The sequence below is a fragment of the Streptomyces nymphaeiformis genome (genome assembly GCF_014203895.1).
GTDB classification, from domain to species: domain Bacteria; phylum Actinomycetota; class Actinomycetes; order Streptomycetales; family Streptomycetaceae; genus Streptomyces; species Streptomyces nymphaeiformis.
This window is the reverse complement of record NZ_JACHJY010000009.1, coordinates 370,012-395,055: the sequence shown is the minus strand read 5'-3', so window position 1 is coordinate 395,055 and position 25,044 is coordinate 370,012. Positions and strand designations below refer to the sequence as shown.

Below are 25,044 nucleotides of genomic sequence, written 5' to 3'. Positions count from 1 at the left end.
TTCCGGCGGACACGGCCACGCGTCGTGCGGGGGACCGGGCTCAGACGGTCTCGGGCAGCTCGTCCAGGCCCTCGGCGACCAGCTTCGCCAGGCGGTCGAGCGCGGCCTCGGCGCCGTCGGCCTCCGAAGCGAGAACGATCTCCTCGCCGCCCTGCGCGCCCAGGCCGAGCACCGCGAGCATGGAGGCGGCGTTCACGGGGGTGCCGTCGGACTTGGCGATCGTCACCGGCACGCCGGAAGCCGTGGCGGCACGGACGAAGATGGACGCGGGGCGGGCGTGCAGGCCCTCGGCCCAGCCGACGTTGACGCGGCGCTCAGCCATGGTGTTGCCCTTCAAGTCTCAAGCGGGTTGTCTAGACCAGTCTCTCACGGGTTGCGCGGTGCTCACGCCGACCTTCGGCCCGGACCGGACCGCCCTTCGGCCCTCCCTACCTTGCAACACCTTGCGGCCCGCACACCTGCCACGCGACCGGTGCCGCAGTCGTGTCGCGGCCGTAGGCTGACCCCATGCAGAGCGCGTCGGAGCAGTCGGAAGCGGCGAGAACACCGGCCCCACCCGCCCCGGCGGAGCACGCCTATCCCGACCACTGGGAGGCGGACGTGGTGCTCCGCGACGGCGGCACCGCGCGGATCAGGCCCATCACGGCCGACGACGCCGACCGGCTCGTCAGCTTCTACGAGCAGGTCTCGGACGAGTCGAAGTACTACCGCTTCTTCGCCCCCTACCCGCGCCTGTCCGCCAAGGACGTCCACCGCTTCACCCACCACGACTTCGTGGACAGGGTCGGGCTGGCGGCGACCGTCGGCGGCGAGTTCATCGCCACCGTCCGCTACGACCGCATCAACGCCCAGGGGCTGCCCGCCTCCGCCCCGGCCGACGAGGCCGAGGTCGCCTTCCTCGTCCAGGACGCGCACCAGGGCAGGGGCGTCGCCTCAGCCCTCCTCGAACACATCGCCGCGGTCGCGCGCGAGCGGGACATCCGGCGCTTCGCCGCCGAGGTGCTCCCCGCCAACACCAAGATGATCAAGGTCTTCACCGACGCGGGCTACACCCAGAAGCGCAGCTTCGAGGACGGCTCCGTCCGTCTCCACCTCGACCTCGAACCGACCGACCGCTCCCTCGCCGTCCAGCGGGCCCGCGAGCAGCGCGCCGAGGCCCGGTCCGTGCAGCGCCTCCTCACCCCCGGCTCCGTCGCCGTCGTCGGCGCCGGGCGCGCACCCGGCGGCGTCGGCCGGACCGTGCTCCGCAACCTCCTCGGGGCCGGCTTCACGGGACGGGTGTACGCGGTGAACGCCGCGCTCACCGGAGAGACCGAGCTCGACGGCGTCCCCGCCCACCCCTCGGTCGGCGCCATCGGCGAACCCGTGGACCTGGCCGTCGTCGCCGTCCCCGCCGAACGGGTCCCCGAGGCCGTCGCCGACTGCGGCGAACACGGGGTGCGCGGCCTCGTCGTGCTCTCCGCCGGATACGCCGAGAGCGGGGCCGCCGGCCGCGAGCGCCAGCGCGCGCTCGTACGGCAGGCCCGCTCGTACGGCATGCGGATCATCGGCCCCAACGCCTTCGGGATCATCAACACCGCCGACGACGTCCGGCTCAACGCCTCCCTCGCGCCGCAGATGCCGGCCGCCGGGCGGATCGGGCTCTTCACCCAGTCCGGCGCCATCGGGATCGCCCTGCTCGCCGGGCTCCACCGGCGCGGCGCGGGGCTCTCCTCCTTCATCTCGGCCGGCAACCGCGCCGACGTCTCCGGCAACGACTTCCTCCAGCACTGGTACGACGACCCCGGCACCGACGTCGTCCTCCTCTACCTGGAGTCGATCGGCAACCCGCGGAAGTTCACCCGGCTCGCCCGCCGCACCGCCGCCGTCAAGCCCGTCGTCGTCGTCAAGGGCGCCCGGCACAGCGGCAGCGCCCCGCCCGGCCACCGGGTGCCGGTCACCCGCATCCCGCACGCCACGGTCTCCGCCCTGCTCCGCCAGGCCGGGGTGATCCGCGTCGACACCGTCACCGAACTCGTCGACGCCGGGTTGCTCCTCGCCGCCCAGCCGCTGCCCGCAGGCCCCCGGGTCGCGATCCTCGGCAACTCGGAGTCGCTCGGGCTCCTCACGTACGACGCCTGCCTGACCGAGGGGCTGCGCCCGCTGCGGCCCCTCGACCTCACGACGGCGGCGGTCCCGGCGGACTTCCGGGACGCGCTGGCGGCGGCGCTCGCCGACGAGACCTCCGACGCGGTCGTCGTCAACGCGATCCCCTGGGTCGGCGAGGACGGGGCCACCGAGTTCGGCGACGGCGAGGTGCTCGCGGCCTCCCTCCGCGAGGCCGTCGCCTCCGCCCCCGCGCCGACCAAGCCGGTCGTCGTCGTCCACGTCGAGATGGGCGGCCTCGCGGAGGCCCTGGCGGTCGCCACGAGCACCCGGCCGGCGGCGGCCGGACGCGGCGCCGTGACCACGGAGAACCGTGCGGCCGGTGCGGCGGCGCCGGCGGGAGCGGGGACGACCGGATCCGCCCCCGGCCCCTCCGCCGCGGCCCCGGGCACCGCCGCCCCCGCGCAGTCCGGCACCCCCGCCCAGGCCACCATCCCCGCCTATCCCGCCGCCGAGCGGGCCGTACGGGCCCTGGCCGAGGCCGTCCGGTACGGGCAGTGGCGGCGGCAGGCCGCCGAGCCGGGGCGGGTGCCCGAGTACGAGGACATCGACGAGGCCGGCGCCGCCGCGCTCATCGAAGGGGTCCTCGGCGGCGACGGCGTGGACGACCGCGGTGTGACCCTCGACACCGAGGAGGCCGGGGCGCTGCTCGCCCGGTACGGGATCGCCGTCCGGCCGACCCTCCCCGCGCCCACGCCCGACGCCGCCGTCGCGGCCGCCGCCCGGCTCGGCTACCCCGTCGCGCTCAAGACGACCGCGCCCCACCTCCGCCACCGCCCCGACCTCGGGGGCGTCCGGCTCGACCTCGCCACCGAGGAGCAGCTGCGCACGGCGTACGCCGAGCTGACCGAGGTCCTCGGCAAACCGGAGGAGCTCCAGCCCGTCGTCCAGGCGATGGTGCCCCGGGGCGTCGACACCGTCGTCCGCTCCGCGATCGACCCGGCCGTCGGCGCCGTCCTCTCCTTCGGCCTCGCGGGCGCGCCCTCCGAACTGCTCGGGGACACGGCCCACCGGCTGGTCCCGGCCACCGACCGGGACGCCGCCGAACTCGTCCGCTCCCTGCGCACCGCCCCGCTGCTCTTCGGCTGGCGCGGCTCCGCGCCCGTCGACACCCCGGCCCTGGAGGAGCTGCTCCTGCGGGTCTCCCGGCTCGTCGACGACCACCCCGAGGTGGTCGCGGTCTCCCTGGAGCCGGTGGTCGTGGCCCCCCGCGGACTCTCCGTCCTCGGCGCGACCGTCCGACTGGCCCCGCCCGCACCCCGCACCGACCTCGGCCCGCGGAGCCTGCCGCGGTACTGAGACCGGCGGAGCCTTCCGCGTTCCTGAGACCAGCGGAGCCTCCCGCGTCACCGACACCGGCGGGGCTCCCGCGTCGCAGAGACCCGCGGGGCTCCCGCGTCACCGAGGCCCTCGGGAACCGCCGCGTCACCGAGGCCCGCGGAGCCGCCGCGTCGCGGACGGGCCTGAGGGGCCCCCTCCGCCCCGTAGGATGGAGCTCATGGCAAAGAGCGGTACGACGACCCAGGGGCTGCGCGCGGCGATCGAGCGCAGCGGCTACTACCCGGCCCTCGTGGCCGAGGCGGTGGAGGCCGCCGTCGGCGGCGAGGCCATCACGTCGTACGTGGTGCACCAGGAGACCACCTTCGACGCGAACGAGGTCCGGCGCCACGTCACCGTCCTCGTCCTGACGCCGCACCGTTTCATCGTCAGCCACACCGACGAGCAGGGCGCCGACACGAGCTCCCCGTCGCCGTACGCCACGACCTCCACCGAGTCCGTGAAGCTCGACCGGATCTCGTCGGTCGTCGTCAGCCGCGTCGTCGCCAACCCCGAGTCGTACACGCCGGGCACGCTGCCCCGCGAGGTGGTCCTCACCATCGGCTGGGGCGCCGTCTCCCGCATCGACCTGGAGCCCGCCGCCTGCGGCGACCCCAACTGCGACGCCGACCACGGCTACACCGGCAACGCCACCGCCGACGACCTCAGCCTGCGCGTGAGCGACGCCGGTGACGGCCCGGACACCGTCCGGCAGACCCTCGCGTTCGCCCAGGCCCTCTCCGAAGCCATCGCGGCGACCGCCGCGCCCACCCGCTGATGGTGCAGCCGACCGCCGTGACCCACGGCTGGCCCGACGACCCGGTCCCGCTCGCGCCGGAGACCGCGCCGGTGCCCGAGTACACCTCCGGCTCGCTCGGCGACCTGCTGCCGACGCTCGTGGCCGGCCAGGACGTGCCCGGCTTCGAGGCGCGGATCGCGGAGCTGGCCCCGGCCGACCGGAACTGCGTCTTCCTGATCGACGGGCTCGGCTGGGAGCAGATCAAGGCGCACCCGGACGAGGCCCCGTACCTGACCTCGCTCCTCGGCACCTCGCGCGGCGGCACGGGCCGCCCGGTCACCGCCGGCTTCCCCGCCACCACCGCGACCTCGCTCGCCTCCGTCGGCACCGGCCTCCACCCCGGGACGCACGGACTGCCCGGCTACACCGTGCGCAACCCCGAGACCGGCGAGCTGATGAACCAGCTGCGCTGGAAGCCGTGGACCGCGCCGCACGTCTGGCAGCCGTACCCCACCGTCTTCCAGCACGCGCACGAGGCCGGGATCCACACCGCCCAGGTGTCCTCCCCGATCTTCGAGCAGACCCCGCTCACCAAGGTCGCGCTCAGTGGCGGAACGTTTCACGGGCGGCTCTCCGGCGAGGAGCGCATGGACTTCGCCGCCGAGCAGCTCGCCGCCGGCGATCGCTCGCTGGTCTACACGTACTACAGCGAACTCGACGGCGCCGGCCACCGCTTCGGCATCGATTCCGACGCCTGGCGCGGCCAGCTGATGTTCGTCGACCGGCTCGTCCAGCGGCTCGCCGAGCAGCTGCCGCCCCGCTCGGCCCTGTACGTCACGGCCGACCACGGCATGGTCGACATCCCCTTCGACGAGCAGCACCGCATCGACTTCGACGAGGACTGGGAGCTGCGCGCGGGCGTCGCCCTCCTCGGCGGCGAGGGCCGCGCCCGTCACGTCTACGCCGTGCCCGGCGCCGAGGCGGACGTCCTCACCTGCTGGCGCGAGGTCGTCGGGGAGCAGTTCTGGGTGGCGAGCCGGGACGAGGCCATCGACCTCGGCTGGTTCGGCGCCGAGGTCGACGAGCGGGTGTACGGCCGGATCGGCGACGTCATCGCCGCGGCCCACGACGACGTGGCGATCACCGCCTCCGTCAACGAGCCCAACGAGTCCGCGATGGTCGGCATGCACGGGTCCATGACCCCCGCGGAGCAGCTCGTCCCGCTGCTCGAAGTCCGTTCCTGATCCCCGATTCCGCCCACGCCCCGAAAGGTCCCTGTCCCGTCATGCCCGAGCTGGTCTTCTTCTCCGGAACCATGGACTGCGGGAAGAGCACCCTGGCGCTCCAGATCGCCCACAACCGCGACGCGCGGGGGCTTCAGGGCGTGATCTTCACCCGTGACGACCGCGCGGGCGAGGGAAAGCTGTCCTCCCGGCTCGGCCTCGTGACGGACGCGGTCGAGGCACCGCGGGACATGGACCTGTACGCGTACCTCGTCAGCCAGCTCTCGCAGGGCGGCAAGGCCGACTACGTGATCGTGGACGAGGCCCAGTTCCTCGCCCCCGAGCAGATCGACCAGCTCGCCCGCATCGTCGACGACCTCGGCCTGGACGTCTTCGCCTTCGGGATCACGACGGACTTCCGCACGAAGCTGTTCCCGGGCTCGCAGCGGCTGATCGAGCTGGCGGACCGCATCGAGCAGCTCCAGGTCGAGGCCCTGTGCTGGTGCGGCGCCCGTGCCACGCACAACGCCCGTACGGTGGGCGGCGAGATGGTCGTCGAGGGCGAGCAGGTCGTCGTCGGCGATGTGAACCGCCCGGCCGAGGAGATCGGCTACCAGGTCCTCTGCCGCCGCCACCACCGCCGCCGCGTGACCTCGGCCGCGGCCCACGCGGGCGCCCTGTCCCCGGACGTCCTGCCGGTCGGCAACGCCTGACGTCTCAGTCCGACGGCCCGATGTCCGACGGCCCGATGTCCGACGGCCCGATGTCCGACGGCCCGATGGCCGGCGGTCGCAGGGCGCGCGTCAGGTCGTCGAGTGCCGTCCCGGTGACCGGAGCCGTTCCCGTCAGGGTGCCGACCAGGACCTGGGCCAGGACGGTCGCGGTGCCGAGGCGGTCGTCCTCGCGCTCGTCGCCGGTGACCGTCCCGATGACGGCGTCCCGTACCGCCGGCGAGACGGCGGGGTCCCCGAACAGTTCGGGGAAGGACAGCGCCATCATGCACACGCCCACGTTGGCGGAGAGGATCGACTGGCCGGCCAACTCCGGGGCCATGAGCAGGCGTCCGGCGTCGCGGCAGCGCTCCACGGCCTTCAGGAGGATCGCCTGGGCCTCCTTGATGGCCTGCGGCTTGGCGTCGCCCGTCGGCGTGAACATCAGGCGGTAGAGGTACGGGTTGCGCAGCGCGAACGCGACGTGGCTGTCCCAGGCCGTGCGCAGGTCCGCCACCGGGTCCTCGGTGAGCGGGTTCCGACGCTTCTCCGCGAGGAAGCGCTCGAAGCCGATGTCGGCGACCGCCGTGAGCAGCCCCTGCTTGTCGCCGAACTGGCGGTAGATCTCCGGCGCGCCGACCTTCGCCCGGTCGCAGATGGCCCGGGTGGAGATGGCCAGCGCGTCCTTGGTGGCGAGGAGTTCCCCGGTGGCTTCCAGGATGCGCTCTCGTGCCGTCGACATGGGTCCCACGATAACAGCGCTAACACGGCGGATCTGGGCAATCCCGGATGGGCGATAGCGTCGTTAACGAACTGTGTTAGCGTCTATAACGTCAGTTGCGCCCGACCGAGAGGAACCGCCATGACCGCGTCCACCACCCTGCGCGATGTGATCGGCCTGCCCCAGGAGCTGCCGCGCCTTGGCGACTCGGCCCTGATCCTGATCGACTTCCAGAACACCTACCGCACCGGTGTCATGCGGCTCCCCGGGGCCGAGGAGGCCGTCGCCGCCGGTGCCCGGCTGCTCGCCGCCGCCCGCGCCGCGGGTGCCCCGGTCGTCCACGTCGTCAACGACGGAGGTGAGGGCACCCCGTACGACATCCGGGCCGAGATCGGCTCCATCAGCGACGAAGTCGCCCCGGTCGAGGGGGAGAAGGTCGTCGTCAAGCAGTTCCCCGACGCCTTCCACGCCACGGACCTGGAGGAGACCCTCAAGGAGCTCGGCGTGGGCGGCGACCTGGTCATCGCCGGCTTCATGACGCACATGTGCGTCCTCTTCACCGCCCAGGGCGCCTTCAACCTCGGCTACCGCCCCACCGTGGTCGCCGAGGCCACCGCCACCCGCCCCCTGGAGGCGCCGGACGGCACCGTCCTGTCCCCGGAGGCCCTCCAGGCCGCGAGCCTCACGACGGTCCGGGACCTCTTCGGCACGGTGGCCCGCACGGTCGACGAGCTCGTCGGCTGACGCCACCGGCGCCGCCGGCACCCGGAGTTCACCAGGGGTGTGCCTGAAGAGCGCCTGCTGATCGGTTGCGGGTCGCCCGCCTCGGCGGTAATGGCGGACGGCCCGTGACGACCCCTCCGGGTCTCCCCGTGCCGTGTGCCCCCTGGAGGACGTGTGCCACCCGCCGCCGAGGCCGTGTACGCCGAGGACGAGACCGTACGCGAGGAGGCGGAGCGGCACCGCGGCGACGAGCCGCGGCGCTCCGCCCTCCGGGCCCCGGCCGCCGCCGCCCTGCTCACCGCCGTGCTGCTCTGCCTCGCCACCCGGCTCTCCCGCACGTACCCCTTCGGGCCGGTGACCCGGAACATCGTCGACCTCGGCCAGCAGTACCTGCCGTACCACGCCTACTGGCGGGCCTTCCTGCTCGGCGAGACGCACGGCGACGCCTTCCTCAACTGGAACTCCGGCTTCGGATCCAACTTCCTCGGCGACATCGGCACGTACCTGAGCAGCCCCTTCGACCTGCTCGTCGTGCTCTTCCCGGCGGACCGCGTCGAACTCGCGCTGTACGTCGTCACCGCCGCCAAGATCAGCGCCGCGGCGGCCGCGATGGCACTCCTCCTCCTGCGGCTGCGCCCCGGCCCGTGGCCGGTCGCCGCCGTGCTCGGCACCGCGTACGCCCTCTCCGGCTGGACCCTCAACTACGGCGCCACCGTCCCGATGTGGCTCGACGGCCTCGTCGCCTTCCCCCTGCTCTGCCTGGTCGGCGAATGGGCCCGCACCGCCCGCCGTCCCGTCCTCGGCCCGCTCGTCGTCGCCCTGGCCTGGATCTCCAACTTCTACACCGCGTACATGGCGACCCTCGGCGCGGCCGTCTTCCTCCTCGTCCGCCTGCTCACCGCCGAGGAGACCGCAAGCGCCCGGCAGCGCCTCGCCGGGGCGCTGCGCGCCGCCCGGAGCGTCCTCATCGGCATCGGGCTCGCCGCACCGCTCGTCGTGGTCGTCTTCCTCGCCACGAAGGTCGCCGACCCCACCCCCGAGACGGTCTTCGCGCCGGCACCCTGGACGGACGTCCTCGCCCGGTTCCTGCCCGCCACCGCGAGCGTCGCCAGCCCCGCCCTCTTCATCGGCACGCCCGCCCTCGCGCTGGCCCTCACCCTGCCCTTCAACCGGGCCGTCGCCCCGCGCGTCCGGGCCGGTTGGACGGCCGCGATCGTCCTGGTGACGCTCTCCCTGCAGTGGGAGCCCACACACCTGCTGTGGCACGCGGGCGCCTCGCCCAACGGCATCCCGTACCGTCAGACCTTCGTCCTGTGCGGCCTGCTGCTCATCGCCGCCTGGTTCTCCGCTGCCCGCGGCGTGCCCCGGCCGGCCGCGCTCCTCGCGGGCGTGACGCTGCTCGGGGTCCTGGCGTGGGCGGCCCGGGGGAGCGTCGACATCGACCGGTGGACCTTCCCCGCCTTCGGCACCGCCGCCCTCCTGGCGGGCGCCGCCGTCCTTCTCGCGCCGGCCGGCGCCCGCCGGGGGCACGCGCGCGTGCAGCCGGATCGGGTGCCACGCGCGCGCGTACTCCCCGTCCTGGCCGTGGTCCTGCTCGCCGCCGCACAGGCCGGCGAGGTGGCCGTCACCGGAATGCGGATCGAGGAGCAGCAGCGGAGCAAGGTCTCCTGGTCGCCCCGGGTCGGCCCCTGGCAGGAGGCCGCCGCCGACGAGGTCGCCCGCGCGGACGCCTGGCCCCGCCACCGCACGGACCCCGGCGAAGTCCCCGGCGGCAATGACGTGCTGCTCGTCGGAGGCCAGGGCGCCGACTACTACAGCAGTCTCACCGCCGACGTGACCTCCCGGACCCTGGCCTCCCTCGGCTTCGGCTACTACGCCAAGGGCAGGCACCCCGTCAGCCTGGACAACCCGGTCGCGGACGCCCTCTTCTCCATCGGCACCCGGCTGCGCTCGAAGCCCACGGAGCCGGTACGACAGGACGCGCCGCCCCGCGCCACGGTCACCGTCACCACCACCCCCGTCCCGCCGCTGGTCACGGTCCGCCCGCCGGGGCGGCCGGCCACACATCCCGGGGACTCGGCCTTCGCCCGGCAGGAACGCCTGCTCGGCGCCGACGTGTACGAGCTGCCTGCCCCACGCCGTACCGGACGCAGCCTCACCGCCCGCTGCCCCGCGGGCTCCCAGGTCTGGTTCTGGGCGCCCGAGTACCGGGGCGAGGCGGCCCTGGCGGGGGAGCGGCCCGTGGGCTTCGACGGCAAGCCGCCCTCCGTCCGCGCCCCCCTGCAGGCCCTCGGCACCGTCCCCGACTCCGGTGCGGTACGGATCGACCTGGCGCCCGAGGGCAAGCTGCGGCTGCCCCGTGAACCGGTCGGCTGCCTCGTCGCCGCCCGGCTCGACTCCGCCGTACGCCGGCTCACCGCCACCGGCGCCACGCGCGTGCGTGCCAGCGGACACACCGTCACCGCCGAACTGCCGCCCGGCAGCAAGGGCGTCGCGGTCCTCGCCGCGCCCCGCATCTCCGGCTGGCGCTGCGCCGCGGGCGACGCGGACGCCCGCCCCGCGCGCGCGTACGAGGGCCTCGTCGCCGTCCCCCTCGACGGGCGCGCGAGCTCGGTCAGCTGCTCCTTCCGGCCACCGGGGATGAAGCTCGGCGGCGCGGCCGGCGCGGCGGCGCTCCTGGCGCTCGCCGTGACGGGACTGCTGCATCGCCGACGGGTCCGGCGGTGACGGGGTTTCCGCCGGGGACGACAAGAGTTCACCCGGAGTGCACGCGTGGATCGTTCACCCGGAGAAGTCGGCCGTTACTGTGCCCGCCGTAACGGCGTTAAATTGTTCGATTCAGTGTGGGGATCCCGAGTGCCGAAACTGTCCGTCGTCGTACCGTTCCACAATGTCGGTCCCTATGCGCCCGACACCCTGCGCAGCCTCGCGAACAACGCGGATCCGGAATTCGAGTTCCTGCTGATCGACGACTGCTCGACGGACGACACCCCGGAGATCCTCGACCGCTGGCGCGACCGCCTGCCGAACGCCACCGTCATCCGGCACGAGACGAACAAGGGCGTCGCCCAGGCCCGGAACACCGGAATCGACGCCGCGCGCGGCGACTACCTCACGTTCCTCGACGGCGACGACTGGTACGCGCCCGGCCACCTGAGCGCCGCCGTGGCCGGAATCTCCCGCCTGGACTGCGATTTCGCCCGGACCGACCACGTCCTGTCGGAAGGCCGGAAACGGCAGATCCGCTATGCCCCGGCCAAGCGGCGCGACGCCGTGATGGACCCCAGGGACGGAATCTCGCCGGCCAGCATGGTGACGATGGTCGACTATCCGTTCGTGCCTTTCGGCATTTACAGCGGGCGTCTTTTCGAGAACGGGGAATCCCGTTTCGAGACCTCCCTCAGAACGGCCGAGGACCGCCTCTGGATCTGGCGGCTGCACCTCAAGGCGCGCACGTTCGCGGCGCTCTCCCTGCACGGCGTCTTCTACCGGCGGGGCGTCACCACCTCGCTCACCCAGATCACCGACAACCGGCAGCTGGACTTCATCCCCTCGTACGACCTCCTGCTCGACGACGTCTCCCGGGACCCCGAGGCCGACCGTTTCCTCCCGAAGGCGGTCCGCACCTACTGCGCGATGATCGCCTTCCACATGGGGAAGGCCGACGCGTACGAACCGGCCGTCGCCGCGCGCCTCCGCGCCGACGTCCGCGACGCGCTGCACCGCATGCCGCAGCAGGTCCTCGACGAGACCCTCGCCACCATGGACACCCCGCGCAGCACCCTCCTCCGGAGCCTGCGCGACACCGGAAGGACCGCCTGACCCATGGCCCCCGAAGCCACCCACGACCTGCCGGTCCAGATCTTCCAGGTGTCCACCCTGTACGGCGCGGCCACCCTCGCCGCCGCGCTCGACGCAGGACAGTTCGGCCCCCGCGACTCCGCCCGCAGGCTCCTGCTGATCTCGCACAACGCCGAGATCCCGGAGACCGCGCTCCGCCTGGAGACCATGACCGGGTACGAGCGGATCGCCGCCCGCTTCGACGGCACCCTCGACTGGAACGAGACGATCCACCCGTACCACCCCGCCGCCTGGGCCCCCCGCCCCGAGGAGGCCCCGCTCTGGCAGCGCGTCCTGCGCACCGCCTGGGACCTCGGCACCGGACCGGTCGAGCTGATCGTCGAATCCATCCAGGTCAACCCGGCCAAGGCGCTCGCCGGCTGCTTCCCCGAGAGCACCGTCCACGTCTACGCCGACGGTCTGATGAGCTACGGCCCGACCCGCTCCGACCTCGCGCAGTCCATCGCCTGCCGCGTCCGCCGCGTGCTCCACCTCGACCTGGTCCCGGGCCTGCGCCCGCTCCTGCTCAGCGAGTACGGGATCGAGCCCGAACTCGTCCCCGACACCGCCTTCCGCGCCGTCCTCGCCGAGATCGCCGAGGACGCGGCCGACGACCCGGACATCGCGCGGGCGGCCGCCGCCGAGCCGACGGCCCTGCTCCTCGGCCAGTACCTCGCCGCCCTCTCCCTGCTCACCGCCGAGGAGGAAGAGGAACTGCACGTACGGATGCTCCGCGGCGCCGCCGCGGCCGGACACCGCTCGGTGGTCTTCAAGCCGCACCCGACCGCCCCCGCCCGCTACTCCCAGGCCCTGGACGAGGAGGCCGAGCGGAGCGGCGTACGGCTCACGGTCCTCGCCGGTCCGCTGCTCGCCGAGACCTTCTACGAGCGCTGCCGGCCCGAGCTCGTCGTCGGCTGCTTCTCCACGGCGATGCTCACCGCCGCCGTCTACTACGACGTCCCCATCGCGCGCGTGGGCACGGCCGAGGTCCTCGAACGGCTCACCCCCTTCGAGAACAGCAACCGCATCCCGCTCACCCTCGTCGACCACCTCGTCGCGGACCTGGAGGGCGGAGAGGAGCCCGCCGTCCCGGGAGCGGCCCCGGCCTCGCTCACGCCCCTGGTCAGGGCCGTCGGCTACTGCATGCGACCCAAGGCGCACCCCGGGCTCCGCCAGGAGGCCGCCGCCTTCCTGGCGCAGCACCACGCCGACCCCGGCACCGCACACCACTTCACCGTCGAACGGCTGACCGAGCTCGGCCTCCCGGGCGGAGGACCCGCCCCGGACCGGACCGGCACGTCCCGGCTGCGTCGCAGCCTGGTCCGGAGCCGGCGCGGCTGAACCGGAGACGGCGCCGAACCGCGCGGCTGAGCCGGTGCGGGGCTCGGTGTGCGGGCTCGCTGCGCGGGCTCAGCGCGCGGCGGACCTGACCAGCGTGAAGACCGCGCCCTCCGGGTCCGCCACCACGGCGAGCCGTCCCGCCTGGCCCTCGCGCGGCGCGCGCAGCACATGACCGCCGAGCTCCTGGACGAGCCGCGCGGCCTCGTCCGTGTCGGCGACCTCGAAGTACGTCATCCAGTGCGGGCCCCGGTCCCGGGGGAGCGCGTTGCCGACGCCGTGCAGCGAGGCCACCGGCTCCCCGGCCACGTGCAGCGTCGCGTAGTCGTGCTCGGCGGAGACGACCGGCTCCACCTCGTAGCCGAAGACCATCCGGTAGAACTTGCCGGTCGCGGACGCCTCGTACGTGAGGAGCTCGTTCCACACCGGCGTCCCGGGCGGTCCCGCCGCCGCCGTGCCGTGGTGGGCCTCCGCCTGCCAGACGCCGAAGACCGCGCCGGTCGGGTCGGAGCAGATGGCGAGACGGCCCGCCTCGCCCGCGTCCAGCGGGCCGACGGCGACGGTGCCGCCGCAGCCGCGGATGGTCTCGGCGGTCTCGTCGGCGTCGTCGGTGGCCAGGTAGGGGGTCCAGGCGATGCGCAGGTGCCGGTCGGGCGGCAGCTGGCCGATGCCCGCCACCTCCCTGCCGTCGAGCAGCGCGCGCACGTACGGGCCGAGCTGCTGCGGACCGGGGATGAACTCCCAACCGAAGAGCGTGCGGTAGAACTCCTGCGTGGCGTCAATCCCGTGCACCATCAGGCTCACCCAGCAGGGTGTGCCCGGAGGGCGCGGAGTCGCCTCGGTCATCGTCGTACTCTCCTCGGACCGTCGTCGTGGCCGTGCTCCCGTCCGATGGTGACACCGACGCCGCGGCGGCGCGCCCCCGCCGCACCGATCGTGGCGTGATCCTGTCGGAGGTCGCCGGGTCCGTCCCGCGCGGCCGTGCGGCTGCGCGAGGATGGCTCCCATGAAGCCCATCATCTCCGCAAGCGAACTGCAGAGCGAGTCGGCCGGGGCCCGGCCGCCGGTCCTCCTTGACGTCCGCTGGACGCTCGGCGGCCCGCCCGGGCGGCCCGCCTACGAGGCCGGCCACCTCCCCGGCGCGGTCTACGTCGACCTGGACGCGGAACTCGCGGGCCCGCCCGGGAGCGGCGGCCGCCACCCGCTGCCCGACCCCGAGGCCTTCGGGGCCGTGATGCGCCGGGCGGGCGTCTCGGCGGACCGGCCGGTCGTCGTCTACGACGGGGGCCTCGGCTGGGGCGCGGCCCGCGCCTGGTGGCTGCTGCGCTGGGCGGGCCACCCGGACGTGCGGGTCCTGGACGGGGGCCTCGCGGCCTGGACGGGGGAGCTCACGGAGAAGGTCCCCGCGCCGGAGCCGGGCGACTTCCGGCCGGAGCCCGGCGCCCTGGGGCTGCTCGACGCCGACGGGGCCGCCGCGTTCCCGGACGCGGGTCTGCTCCTGGACGCGCGGGCGGCGGAGCGCTACCGGGGCGACGTGGAGCCGATCGACCGGGTCGGCGGGCACATCCCGGGCGCGGTCTCGGCCCCGACGACGGAGAACGTCGACGCCGAGGGCCTCTTCCTGGCCGCCGACGTCCTGCGGGACCGCTTCACCGCGCTCGGCGCGGCCGAGGGGACCCCGGTGGCCGTCTACTGCGGCTCGGGCGTCTCGGGCGCCCACGAGGTGCTGGCCCTGGAGATCGCGGGCATCCCCGCGGGCCTCTACGCCGGCTCCTGGTCGGAGTGGTCCTCGGACCCCGCCCGCCCGGTCGCCACGGGCCCGGACCCGCGGTAGCGGCATACGAGCAGGGCCCGCGCCGTCACCTGGCGCGGGCCCTGCTCGTACGCCCACTGCACACGTACGCGCGCGCGTGAAGCGGCCGGTCCCGCCATGCCCCTGCACGCGCGTAGAGCAGTCAGGCCTGCCACGCCCCCGGACGGGGGCCGGGCGCGTACCGCCGTCAGTCCTGCTTCTTCCTGCGGGTGCCGAAGACGATCTCGTCCCAGCTCGGTACGGCCGCGCGGCGGCCCGGGCGGACGCCGTCCGCCTCGGCCTGGCGGTCCGTGGCGCCGTGCAGACGGTCGCGGTGGCCCGAGACCGCGCGCGGCATCAGGACGTCGGCGTAGGCCGAACCCGCGCCCGCCGAGGCGGCCGGGGCCGGGGGCTCCTCCGCCTCCGTCTCCTCCGAGGGCTCGGTGTCCGGCTGCTCCGGCACGACCATGTCGCCGCGGAAGCTCGGCACGGCCTCCAGGAGGCTCGTCAGCGAGTCCCGCTCCTCCTCCGGCTCGACGGGCGAGGGCGCCCGCTCCAGCTGCCGGTCGGAACGGTCGATCTGGCGGTCCAGGGCACGGTCGAGCGGCCTGTCCCGGGGCAGCCGGGCGATGCGCGGCACGAACGGGAAGCTCGGCTCCGGCGCGGCGGCGATCGTGTCGTCCGTCTCGCCGATCAGGGCACGGGCCTCGTCGTCCACGGCCTGGACGAGCCGGCGCGGCGGGTCGTACGTCCAGCTGGCCGTGTGGACCTCGCCCGCGACGCGGTAGACGAGCAGCACCTCCCAGGTGCCGTCGTCCCGACGCCAGGAGTCCCACTGCACGGTGTCCTTCTCGGCGCCGCGCAGCAGCAGCCGCTCCTGCACCGCCTCGCCGAGCTGCGGGCCGCTGTTCTCGCCGGGCCTGCGCACCGGGGTCTTGCGGGCCCGCTCGGCCATGAAGGCGCGCTCCGCGAGCACGGGGCCCTCGAAGCGGCGCACGCGGTCGACGGGGATGCCGGCGAGCTGGGCGACCTCCTCCGCGGAGGCACCGGCCCTTATGCGCGCCTGGATGTCACGGGGGCGGAGGTGGCTCTCGACCTCGATCTCGATCTGGCCGAGGCGCGCGCGGTCGTTGCGCACGGCGGCACGCAGCCGCTCGTCGATCGGAAGCGTGTACTCCGTGCTGTCAGCAGCCTTCAGCACCAGTCGTGTGCCGTCGTTGGAGACGGCCACGACACGCAGTTCGGGCATGGGGACCTCCCGGGTGGTGCCTGCCGACGTCACGTGCGTCGCTGCTTCCGCTAGTCGAGTGTGGCCTGCCCGGGTGCAGCCTGCCACTACCTTGCCGAGTTGCCCGGCGTGTCGGGCATGGACCCTGGAGCGCCGTTATGACACGGTTACCTGTTTCACTACTCGGAGTGACTGGCGGTCACTCTGTGCAGTCGGTTCCCGTGCGATGCCGAGGCGCCGCCGGTTCGAGCGCCGTGTCCGGCCCCCTCCCCTTGATCCAGGGCACCCGTGAGGGCGTCCGGACCCAGGGTTCGTCAATGTACTCCATTCGGGCCACCTGGGTGGACCGGCGCGCCGCTCAACTTCTCGGGCGGTACGGGAGTTGAGTGTCCGCGATCTTCCCCCGTACGTGTCGCTCTTCACAGAAACAGCAGAAACGGAACTATTCGCTTCGCCGGTTTGTCCCTTCTGGGTGCAAGGCGAACGGATGAGCCACCAGGGGTCGGAGATGCGTCACAGGCCGGAAACCGACGGGGACGAGCCGGAGGAGGGGAAGAAGGGCAGCGGCAGGAGGATCGATCTGAGCGTGGCTCAGGTCTCGGGCAGTGCCCTGGCCGCGGTCGTCGCCGCCAAGCTCGCCTCGACCCTCGGCGTGTACGGCACGATCCTGGGCGCCGGTGTGATCAGTGTCATCGCGACCTGCGGCGGACCGCTCTTCCAACAGCTCTTCAAGCGCACCGGCGAACAGGTCCGCGACGTGACCGCGGCGGCCAAGCCGAAGGCGCGTCAGGTCCCGGCCCCGGCCGGTCCGCGGGACGACCGCACCCTCATGCTGGGCGCGCTCCCGGCCCCGGCGCCGTCCGACGAGGAGTTCGGCGAGGCGACCACCCACGGGACCCGCGTCCGGGGCTGGAAGCGCCCGGCGATCGCCGCCGCCCTGGTCTTCGGCGTCACCATGGGCGGCATCACCGCGTACGAACTGGTCTCCGGGGAGGACTTCAGCGGCAAGCAGGGGACCACCACCTTCGGCTCCGTCGTCCGCGGCGGCGGGAGCACCGGCCACGACGCGCCCGAGCGGGATCGCGGGCCCACCCCCGCGCCGTCGGGGTCCGCGGACGGCACCGGCCAGCGGCAGGACGGCGCCGGCACCCCCACGACGGGTGCCACGTCGACCCCGGGCGGCCAGGAGACCGGGACCGGGACGCCGTCGGCCGACCCCACCCCGTCCGGCTCCGCCGGCGAGGGGACGACGCCCCCGCCGACGCCGACCGGCCCGACGACGGAACCGACCGCGCCGACCCAGGAGCCGACCACCGGCACGGGACAGCCCGAAGCGCCGACGGCCCCGGCGACGGCCGGAGCCGACGCCGGGACCGGCACGGGAGCCGAGTGACCGTCAGTCGCCCAGGACGCGGCGCAGGTAGTCGTTGGCGAACAGACGGTCCGGGTCCAGCCGGTCGCGCAGGGCCGTGAACTCGGCGAAGCGCGGGTAGGCCTCGGAGAAGTAGGCGGCGTCGCGGGTGTGGACCTTGCCCCAGTGCGGGCGGCCCCCGTGCGCCGTCATGATGCGCTCCACCGCGGTGAAGTACGCCTGGTGGGGCGTGCCCTTGTAGAGGTGGACGGCGATGTACGCGGTCTCCCGCCCCGAGGCCGTGGACAGCGCGATGTCGTCCGCCGGGGCCGTGCGCACCTCCACCGGGAAGCTCACCTTGAGCGGAGAGCGCTCGATCATCGCCTTGAGCTCGCGCAGCGCGGCGACCGCGGCCTCACGCGGAAGCGCGTACTCCATCTCCAGGAAGCGGACCCGGCGCGGCGAGGTGAAGACCTTGTACGGGATGTCGGTGTACGTACGGGCCGACAGGGCCCGGCTGGAGACCTTGGCGATCGACGGGATGACCGGCGGCACCGCGCGGCCCAATGAGCAGGCGACCTGGAAGATCCCGTTGGAGAGGAGCTCGTCCTCGATCCAGCCGCTGATCCGCCCGGGGGGAGCGGCGGGGCCCGCGCTGCGGTTGTTGCGCTTGGTGTTGCAGTTGTCCGTGTGGGGGAACCAGTAGAACTCGAAGTGCTCGTTCTCCGCGTGCAGCGCGTCGAACTCCGAGGTGACCTGGTCGAAGCTCATCGGCTCCTCGCGCGCGGTGAGCAGGAAGACCGGCTCCACCGCGAAGGTGATGGCCGTGACCACGCCGAGGGCGCCGAGCCCGATCCTGGCGGCCGCGAACACCTCCGGATTCTCCTTCTCCGAGCAGGTGAGCAGCTCGCCCGAGGCCGTCACCAGCTCCAGCTCGCGGATCTGCGCGGCTATGGACGCCGACTCGCGGCCCGTGCCGTGGGTGCCCGTGGAGGTCGCGCCGGCGACGGTCTGCTCCATGATGTCGCCCATGTTCGTGAGCGACAGGCCCTCCCGGGCCAGCGCCACGTTGAGCCGCTTCAGGGGCGTGCCCGACTCGACCGTCACGGTCATCGCCTCGCGGTCGATCCGCCGGATCCCGGTCAGCAGGCCCGGCCGGATCAGCACGCCGTCGGTGGCCGCGATCGAGGTGAACGAGTGGCCGGTGCCGACCGTCTTCACCCGCAGCCCGTCCTCGGCCGCGCGGCGCACCGCCTCGGCGAGCTCCTCGGCCGAGGCCGGGCTCACCTCGCGCACCGGGCGGGAGGTGACGTTCCCCGCCCAGTTACGCCACGGGCTGCCCGCCGCCCCGGCGCTCCCCGACCCCGCTGCTGTCGTCCCGCTCACGCTGCCCCTCCCGGTTCGGCGCCGGCCTGCGCAGCCGGCGGTGTCCGAGGAGACCCACCGCGACCGCGAGCGCGCCCGAGACGACGGGCACCACGTACCCCGCCTTCGCCCCCGACGCGTCGACCACCCAGCCGGCGGCCGAGGAGCCGAGCGCCACGCCGATCGCGAGGCCGGTACCCGTCCAGGTCATGCCCTCGGTCAGCTTGGTGCGCGGTACGTGCGCTTCGACGAGGGCCATCGTGGTCACCATCGTCGGTGCGATGGACAGGCCCGCGACAAAGAGCGCCACGGCCAGCAACGGCAGGTTCCCGGCCAGTAGGAGGGGGATCATACTCACGGCCATCGCGCAGATTCCCAGGAGCCACCTGCGGGACGCCTCGCCCTTGAGGTGGAGCAGTCCGAAGACGGCGCCGGCCAGTCCCGAGCCCAGCGCGTAGACGGCCAGGACGAGGCTGGCGGCGGCCTTCTGGCCCCGCTCCTCGGCGAAGGCCACGGTCACCACGTCCACCGAGCCGAAGATCGCGCCGGTGGCGACGAAGGCCAGCGTGAGCACCTGGAGGCCGCGGGAGCGGAGCGCGGAGGTGCCCCGGGCGGTGCCCTCCGCGGGGTGGGGGACCGGCTCCGTGGCGCGCTGCGAGGTCAGCCAGAAGACGCCGACGGCCAGGAACCCCCCGGCGAACAGCGGCCCGGCCTCGGGGAACCAGGCGGTCGACAGGCCGATCGAGAGGATCGGCCCGAAGATGAAGCACACCTCGTCGACGATCGACTCCCAGGAGTACGCCGTGTGCAGGCGCCGCTCCTCGCCCCGGTAGATCTCCGCCCAGCGGGCCCTGGTCATCGCGCCGAGGCTCGGCACGCAGCCGATCACGGCGGTGAAGACGAACAGGGTCCAGTCCGGGGCCTTCTGCTGCACGCACAGGAGCAGGCCGGCGGCAGCGGCGAGCGAGACCAGCGTGACCGGGCGGAGCACCTTGCGCTGCCCGTGCCGGTCGACGAGGCGCGAGACCAGGGGGCCGAGGACCGCGGCGGACATCGCGAGCGTCGCGGAGAGCGCGCCGGCGAGGCCGTACCGGCCGGTGACCTGCGAAATCATGGTCACGATCCCGATGCCCATCATGGACAGCGGCATGCGACCGAGGAACCCCGCGACGGAGAACGAGGCGGTTCCGGGCGCCGCGAAGATCGCGCGGTAGGGACTGGGCAAGAGAGGTCCTTGGTCAACACGTGTAATTAATAGCTAAAGCCTACGGTGTTGAAGTCGATCGGTCATCCCTGTTTTTTCGGAGGAACTTCGGAAGAACGTCGGAAGAACACCCTCGGTCGGGCCGCGCCCGTGGCCGTCAGGGGCGGGTGGGAGGATCGGTGCCATGTCCGAGAAGCACGATCCCGCCCCGTACGACGCCCTGCTGCTGCTCTCCTTCGGCGGCCCCGAGGGCCCGGACGACGTGGTCCCGTTCCTGGAGAACGTGACACGCGGCCGCGGCATCCCGAAGGAACGGCTCAAGGAAGTGGGCCGGCACTACTTCCTCTTCGGCGGCGTCTCCCCGATCAACGGCCAGAACCGCGCGCTGCTCGACGCGCTGCGGACGGACTTCGAGCAGGCCGGGCTCGGTCTGCCGGTCTACTGGGGAAACCGGAACTGGGCGCCGTACCTCACCGACACCCTCCGCGAGATGATCACCGACGGGCGGCGCCACATCGCCGTCCTCACCACCAGCGCGTACGCCTCCTACTCCGGCTGCCGCCAGTACCGCGAGAACCTCGCCGACGCGCTCGCCACCCTGGAGGCGGAAGGGCTCCCGCTGCCCCGGGTCGACAAGCTCCGGCACTACTTCAACCACCCCGGCTTCGTCGAGCCCATGATCGAGGGCGTCCTCGCCTCGCTCGCCGAGCTCGACCCGGCCGTGCGGGACGGCGCCCACCTCGCCTTCACCACCCACTCCATCCCCGACTCCGCCGCCGACACCTCGGGACCGGTCACCGAGCACGGCGAGGGCGGCGCCTACGTGCGCCAGCACCTCGACGTGGCGCGGCTCATCGCCGACGCGGTCCGCGAGGAGACCGGGATCGACCACCCCTGGAAGCTCGTCTACCAGTCCCGCAGCGGCGCCCCCCACGTCCCGTGGCTCGAGCCCGACATCTGCGACCACCTGGAGGAGCTCCACGGCGCCGGCGCGCCCGCCGCCGTCATGGTCCCCATCGGCTTCGTCTCCGACCACATGGAGGTCCTCTACGACCTCGACACGGAGGCCACCGCCAAGGCCGCCGAGCTCGGCCTGCCCGTCCGGCGCTCGGCCACCGTCGGCGCCGACCCGCGCTTCGCCGCCGCCGTGCGCGAGCTCGTCCTGGAGCGGGCGGCGCACGAGCGGGGGAGCAGGGCCGAGCGGTGCGCCCTGGGCGCGCTCGGGGCCTCCCACGACCTGTGCCCGATCGGCTGCTGCCCGGCCAGGGCCGAGCGGCCCGCGGCGGCCGGTGCCGACAGCCCGTACGCGTAAGGAGTCAGCGTGACCGACCCTCTGCTCACCGAACTGCACGACCTCGCCCTGGAGGCCGCCCGGCGGGCCGGAGCGCTGCTGCGCGACGGCCGGCCGGACGACCTGGCCGTGGCGAAGACCAAGTCGAGCCCCATCGACGTCGTCACCGAGATGGACATCGCCGCCGAGAAGCTGATCACCGGCTTCCTCTCCGAGCACCGCCCGCACGACGGCTTCCTCGGCGAGGAGGGCGCGTCGAGCCCCGGGACGAGCGGGGTCCGCTGGGTGATCGACCCGCTCGACGGCACGGTGAACTACCTGTACGGCCTCCCCACCTGGGCGGTCTCGATCGCCGCCGAGCGGGACGGCGAGACCGTCGTCGGCGTCGTCGAGGCCCCGATGCGCGGCGAGACGTACCGGGCCGTCCTCGGCGGCGGCGCGTACGAGGGGGAGCGGCGCCTCGCCGTCCGCCCCTCGCCCGCGCTCGACCAGGCCCTCCTGGGCACCGGCTTCGGGTACGTCCAGGCCCGCCGCGCCCACCAGGCCGACGTGGCCCAGCGGGTCATCCCGCGCGTCCGCGACATCCGCCGCGGAGGCTCGGCCGCCATCGACCTCTGCGACGTCGCGGCCGGTCGCCTCGACGCGTACTACGAGCGCGGCCTCAACCCCTGGGACCTCGCGGCGGGCGCGCTCATCGCCCGCGAGGCGGGCGGCCTCACGGGCGGCCGCCCCGGGGAGCCGGAGTCCGGCGAACTGGTGCTCGCGGCCTCCCCGGGCCTCTTCGCGCCCCTCCAGGAGCTCCTGGAGGAGCTGGGGGCCTGGCACGACTAGCGCCTGCCGGGCGGACGCACGAGGGCCCCGGTGCCGGGACGGCACCGGGGCCCACGCGTACGTGCTCGAGGTCGGACAGGGTCCGGGTGAGACGGGTCAGACGCCCGGCGCGGCCACCTCCACGCCGTGCTCGGCGGCCAGCCGGTGCAGGTCGTCAAGCTCCGCCTGCTCCACCTCCGCCAGGTAGTCGTCGCCCGTCTCACGGGCCCGCGTGAGGTCCGTCTGCGTGGTCCTGATGCGGTGCAGCAGTCCTGCGGTGAAAGCGTCCATCGTGCGCCCCCTCCTCGTGGGTCCGGTGGCACGGGGGTGTGCCGAGGGTGGGTGGATCACGCACTGCGAACTCTGGGGGACAGAGAGCGGTAGGTGGCGCGCCACATACAGGGCGTGATCACGGGGTGTGCAGTCGTCCTCCCCAGCCCGTTCCTCAGAGAAACCTCAACTGGCCCGAGAATCCGGTGAATTCTTCGTTCCGGCGCACGCGCCCCGCCGCGCGCCCCCTCCCGCCGGAGGCCCCGCACCGCCGTCTTACAGCCGGTTTACGCGCGTACGGGGCAGGATGGACACGCACAGTCAGTGCTCAGTTTTCAGCCGGTCCCACCCCGGACAGCGGCTCAACGGGAAGGATTAACGACGTGCGCGTACTCGTCGTCGAGGACGAGCAGCTGCTCGCCGATGCGGTGGCCACCGGACTGCGCCGGGAGGCCATGGCCGTCGACGTCGTGTACGACGGCGCCGCGGCCCTGGAGCGCGTCGGGGTCAACGACTACGACGTCGTCGTCCTCGACCGCGACCTCCCGCTCGTCCACGGCGACGACGTCTGCCGCAAGATCGTCGAGCTCGGCATGCCCACCCGCGTCCTGATGCTCACCGCCTCCGGCGACGTCAGCGACCGCGTCGAGGGCCTGGAGCTCGGGGCGGACGACTACCTCCCCAAGCCCTTCGCCTTCACCGAGCTCACCGCGCGCGTGCGCGCCCTCGGCCGCCGCACCACCGTCCCGCTCCCGCCCGTCCTGGAGCGCGCCGGCATCAAGCTCGACCCCAACCGCCGCGAGGTCTTCCGCGAGGGCCGCGAGGTCCAGCTCGCACCGAAGGAGTTCGCCGTCCTGGAGGTCCTCATGCGCAGCGAGGGCGCCGTCGTCTCGGCCGAGCAGCTCCTGGAGAAGGCCTGGGACGAGAACACCGATCCGTTCACCAACGTCGTGCGCGTCACCGTCATGACCCTGCGGCGCAAGCTCGGCGAGCCGCCGGTCATCGTCACCGTCCCCGGCTCCGGGTATCGGATCTGACCCGATGGCCACGACCCCCGCGCCCCACCCCCAGGCGCCCCCGAAACCCACCTGGGACCCCCGCGACCCCGTCCGGCCGCTGCTGCGCCCGACCATCCGGATACGGCTCACGCTGCTGTACGGCGGGATGTTCCTGATCGCCGGCATCCTGCTGCTGTCGATCATCTACCTGTTCACCGCCCAGGCCCTCAGCGACAGCACCAGCCAGCTGCCCTTCAAGGTCGTCAACGGCACGGTCCAGCCCACCACCTCCTGGTGCCGGCTGCCCGAGTCGCCCACCGGCGACCAGCTCAACGACGCGGTCACGCTGTGCCTCCGGCACCAGAGCGACATCGCCCTGGAAGACCTCCTGCGCCGGTCCCTCTTCGCCCTGCTCGGCCTGAGCATCATCGCCTTCGCCTTCGGCTACGCCATGGCGGGACGGGTGCTCTCCCCGCTCGGCCGGATCACCCGGACCGCCCGCCAGGTGGCCAGTTCGGACCTGTCCCGGCGGATCGAGCTGGACGGCCCGGACGACGAGCTCAAGGAGCTCGCCGACACCTTCGACGAGATGCTGGACCGCCTGGAGCGGGCCTTCACGGCCCAGCAGCGGTTCGTCGCGAACGCCTCGCACGAGCTGCGGACCCCGCTCGCGATCAACCGCACCCTCCTGGAGGTCCACCTCTCGGACCCCGGGGCGCCGGTGGAGCTCCATCAGCTCGGCAAGACCCTGCTCGCCACCAACGAGCGCAGCGAACAGCTCGTCGAGGGCCTGCTGCTGCTCGCGCGGAGCGACAACCAGATCATCGAGCGCAAACCCGTCGACCTGGCCGAGGTCGCCGAGCGGGGCGTCGACCAGGTGCACGCCGAGGCCGACGCCAAGGGCGTGGAGATCCGCGGCGAGCGCGAGCCCGCCGTCGTCCAGGGCAACGGCGTCCTGCTCGAACGGATCGTCCTGAACCTGCTCCAGAACGCCGTGCGGTACAACGTGCCGGAGGGCGGCTGGGTGGAGGTCACCACCGAGGCCAAGGACGGCCAGGCGGTCCTGGTCGTCTCGAACACGGGACCGGTGGTCCCCGCGTACGAGATCGACAACCTCTTCGAGCCGTTCAGAAGGCTCCGGCAGGAGCGGACCGGCAGCGACAAGGGGGTCGGTCTCGGCCTGTCGATCGCGCGGTCCGTGGCCCGCGCCCACGGCGGCCGTATCATCGCGGAGCCGCGCGAGGGCGGCGGACTCGTGATGCGCGTCACTCTGCCGATCTGACACACTGCACGAGCCGACCGGTTCCGTTCGCTTTGCGCGGAATTCCGGGGCCCCGATTCTGAGACGCTCATGTGTGATCGATCACAGGAGAGGGTGTCCGGCCCTCCACTCTCCGTGACCGAGAAATCCCTCGGAAAACCAGGAAAAGTCCGGGTTTCCGGGGCCCGGAATGACGGGAAGTACACGGGGTGGCGCCCGTGAGGGTCGCCCGGAGGACCGTGTACGGTCCGGTTCGCCACCCGAAGCCGATCACTCGCGAGAGTGCCCGACGGGTGTCGATTGAGTAACAGACCTTGATGTGAGGCAAAATCTCCGCCTCAGGTCGGGCACAAGTCCGACCTCTCACGCGTTACGTGCGCTGGAGACACCGCAACCACCCAGAGGGGGAGAGCGACATGGCAACGGATTACGACACCCCACGCAAGACCGACGACGACGTCGACTCGGACAGCCTTGAGGAACTGAAGGCCCGCCGGAACGACAAGTCGACCTCGACCGTCGACGTCGACGAGTTCGAGGCCGCCGAAGGCCTGGAGCTTCCCGGCGCCGACCTCTCGAACGAGGAGCTGGCCGTCCGGGTCCTGCCCAAGCAGGCCGACGAGTTCACCTGCATGAGCTGCTTCCTCGTGCACCACCGCAGCCAGCTGGCCCGGGAGAAGAACGGCCAGCCGATCTGCCGCGACTGCGACTGAGACCG

The 25,044-nt window shown here is 73.3% G+C and carries 22 protein-coding genes; 15 read left to right on the top strand and 7 right to left on the bottom strand.

Translation table 11 applies throughout. The features are described 5' to 3' along the window. Window positions 1–40 precede the first annotated feature (40 nt). Window positions 41–322 (bottom strand): HPr family phosphocarrier protein, encoded by a 282-nt coding sequence (locus tag GGE06_RS30435; RefSeq protein ID WP_015036698.1) that lies wholly within the window; start codon window positions 320–322, stop codon window positions 41–43. Between the two features lie 185 nt (window positions 323–507). Here GGE06_RS30435 and GGE06_RS30430 point away from each other — a divergent pair, with 185 nt between their 5' ends. From GGE06_RS30430 to GGE06_RS30415, 4 genes are all read left to right on the top strand, one after another. After that, complete coding sequence (locus GGE06_RS30430) at window positions 508–3,444, top strand: bifunctional acetate--CoA ligase family protein/GNAT family N-acetyltransferase (protein ID WP_221518651.1); 2,937 nt, start codon at window positions 508–510, stop codon at window positions 3,442–3,444. 199 nt (window positions 3,445–3,643) lie between these two features. Next, window positions 3,644–4,240, top strand: a complete 597-nt coding sequence (locus GGE06_RS30425; RefSeq protein WP_116165273.1) for a DUF5998 family protein — start codon at window positions 3,644–3,646, stop codon at window positions 4,238–4,240. Beyond that, on the top strand, window positions 4,240–5,445 hold the full coding sequence (locus tag GGE06_RS30420; protein ID WP_184932338.1) for an alkaline phosphatase family protein: 1,206 nt from the start codon (window positions 4,240–4,242) through the stop codon (window positions 5,443–5,445). The genes GGE06_RS30425 and GGE06_RS30420 overlap by 1 nt, the downstream gene beginning before the upstream one ends. A gap of 41 nt (window positions 5,446–5,486) precedes the next feature. Beyond that, window positions 5,487–6,137 carry a thymidine kinase gene (locus GGE06_RS30415; RefSeq protein WP_116158424.1) on the top strand — a complete coding sequence of 217 codons (651 nt, stop codon included), beginning with the start codon at window positions 5,487–5,489 and terminating at the stop codon, window positions 6,135–6,137. Between the two features lie 4 nt (window positions 6,138–6,141). Here GGE06_RS30415 and GGE06_RS30410 read toward each other — a convergent pair whose 3' ends face one another. Beyond that, window positions 6,142–6,876, bottom strand: coding sequence for a TetR/AcrR family transcriptional regulator (locus GGE06_RS30410; protein WP_184932337.1), 735 nt, complete (start codon window positions 6,874–6,876; stop codon window positions 6,142–6,144). A 120-nt stretch (window positions 6,877–6,996) separates the two neighbouring features. On the opposite strand from GGE06_RS30410, the gene GGE06_RS30405 reads away from it, so the two are divergent. The 4 genes from GGE06_RS30405 to GGE06_RS30390 all read left to right on the top strand — a co-directional run bounded on the left by GGE06_RS30405 (window position 6,997) and on the right by GGE06_RS30390 (window position 12,759). Beyond that, window positions 6,997–7,599: an isochorismatase family protein gene (locus GGE06_RS30405; RefSeq protein WP_116158422.1), complete on the top strand. Its 603-nt coding sequence runs from the start codon at window positions 6,997–6,999 to the stop codon at window positions 7,597–7,599. A gap of 153 nt (window positions 7,600–7,752) precedes the next feature. Then, window positions 7,753–10,305 (top strand): YfhO family protein, encoded by a 2,553-nt coding sequence (locus GGE06_RS30400; RefSeq protein ID WP_184932336.1) that lies wholly within the window; start codon window positions 7,753–7,755, stop codon window positions 10,303–10,305. Window positions 10,306–10,434: 129 nt separating this feature from the next. After that, window positions 10,435–11,400, top strand: coding sequence for a glycosyltransferase family 2 protein (locus tag GGE06_RS30395; protein WP_116158420.1), 966 nt, complete (start codon window positions 10,435–10,437; stop codon window positions 11,398–11,400). A gap of 3 nt (window positions 11,401–11,403) precedes the next feature. Further along, window positions 11,404–12,759, top strand: a complete 1,356-nt coding sequence (locus GGE06_RS30390; protein ID WP_116158419.1) for a polysialyltransferase family glycosyltransferase — start codon at window positions 11,404–11,406, stop codon at window positions 12,757–12,759. 69 nt (window positions 12,760–12,828) lie between these two features. On the opposite strand, the gene GGE06_RS30385 is transcribed toward GGE06_RS30390, so the two are convergent. After that, window positions 12,829–13,602 (bottom strand): VOC family protein, encoded by a 774-nt coding sequence (locus GGE06_RS30385; protein ID WP_116158418.1) that lies wholly within the window; start codon window positions 13,600–13,602, stop codon window positions 12,829–12,831. Window positions 13,603–13,762: 160 nt separating this feature from the next. Here GGE06_RS30385 and GGE06_RS30380 point away from each other — a divergent pair, with 160 nt between their 5' ends. Then, a complete protein-coding gene (locus GGE06_RS30380) occupies window positions 13,763–14,590 on the top strand; it encodes a sulfurtransferase (protein WP_184932335.1) in 828 nt (275 codons plus the stop codon). Window positions 14,591–14,756: 166 nt separating this feature from the next. On the opposite strand, the gene sepH is transcribed toward GGE06_RS30380, so the two are convergent. Beyond that, a complete protein-coding gene (gene sepH / locus GGE06_RS30375; protein ID WP_116158416.1) occupies window positions 14,757–15,797 on the bottom strand; it encodes a septation protein SepH in 1,041 nt (346 codons plus the stop codon). 487 nt (window positions 15,798–16,284) lie between these two features. Here sepH and GGE06_RS30370 point away from each other — a divergent pair, with 487 nt between their 5' ends. After that, window positions 16,285–17,169, top strand: coding sequence for a hypothetical protein (locus tag GGE06_RS30370; RefSeq protein ID WP_184932334.1), 885 nt, complete (start codon window positions 16,285–16,287; stop codon window positions 17,167–17,169). Window positions 17,170–17,172: 3 nt separating this feature from the next. Here the strand turns inward: GGE06_RS30370 and GGE06_RS30365 are convergent, their stop codons facing one another. Both GGE06_RS30365 and GGE06_RS30360 read right to left on the bottom strand, forming a co-directional pair. Continuing rightward, the gene (locus GGE06_RS30365; protein WP_116158414.1) at window positions 17,173–18,513 is read right to left on the bottom strand and encodes a D-arabinono-1,4-lactone oxidase; all 1,341 of its coding nucleotides are present in this window, start codon (window positions 18,511–18,513) and stop codon (window positions 17,173–17,175) included. Further along, window positions 18,452–19,717, bottom strand: coding sequence for an MFS transporter (locus GGE06_RS30360; protein ID WP_116158413.1), 1,266 nt, complete (start codon window positions 19,715–19,717; stop codon window positions 18,452–18,454). The genes GGE06_RS30365 and GGE06_RS30360 overlap by 62 nt, the downstream gene beginning before the upstream one ends. A 163-nt stretch (window positions 19,718–19,880) precedes the next feature. On the opposite strand from GGE06_RS30360, the gene GGE06_RS30355 reads away from it, so the two are divergent. Together GGE06_RS30355 and GGE06_RS30350 are read left to right on the top strand one after the other, a co-directional pair. Next, window positions 19,881–21,008 (top strand): ferrochelatase, encoded by a 1,128-nt coding sequence (locus GGE06_RS30355; RefSeq protein ID WP_116158412.1) that lies wholly within the window; start codon window positions 19,881–19,883, stop codon window positions 21,006–21,008. 9 nt (window positions 21,009–21,017) lie between these two features. Next, window positions 21,018–21,818 (top strand): inositol monophosphatase family protein, encoded by an 801-nt coding sequence (locus GGE06_RS30350; protein WP_116158411.1) that lies wholly within the window; start codon window positions 21,018–21,020, stop codon window positions 21,816–21,818. 96 nt (window positions 21,819–21,914) lie between these two features. On the opposite strand, the gene GGE06_RS30345 is transcribed toward GGE06_RS30350, so the two are convergent. Beyond that, complete coding sequence (locus GGE06_RS30345; protein WP_181924475.1) at window positions 21,915–22,088, bottom strand: hypothetical protein; 174 nt, start codon at window positions 22,086–22,088, stop codon at window positions 21,915–21,917. A gap of 362 nt (window positions 22,089–22,450) precedes the next feature. Here GGE06_RS30345 and GGE06_RS30340 point away from each other — a divergent pair, with 362 nt between their 5' ends. From GGE06_RS30340 to GGE06_RS30330, 3 genes are all read left to right on the top strand, one after another. Beyond that, window positions 22,451–23,104 (top strand): response regulator transcription factor, encoded by a 654-nt coding sequence (locus tag GGE06_RS30340; RefSeq protein ID WP_030687123.1) that lies wholly within the window; start codon window positions 22,451–22,453, stop codon window positions 23,102–23,104. A gap of 4 nt (window positions 23,105–23,108) precedes the next feature. Continuing rightward, window positions 23,109–24,347, top strand: coding sequence for a sensor histidine kinase (locus tag GGE06_RS30335; RefSeq protein WP_116158410.1), 1,239 nt, complete (start codon window positions 23,109–23,111; stop codon window positions 24,345–24,347). Between the two features lie 395 nt (window positions 24,348–24,742). Continuing rightward, entirely contained in the window at window positions 24,743–25,039 is a 297-nt protein-coding gene (locus tag GGE06_RS30330) for a DUF4193 domain-containing protein (RefSeq protein ID WP_003955561.1), read from the top strand. Window positions 25,040–25,044: the final 5 nt, after the last annotated feature.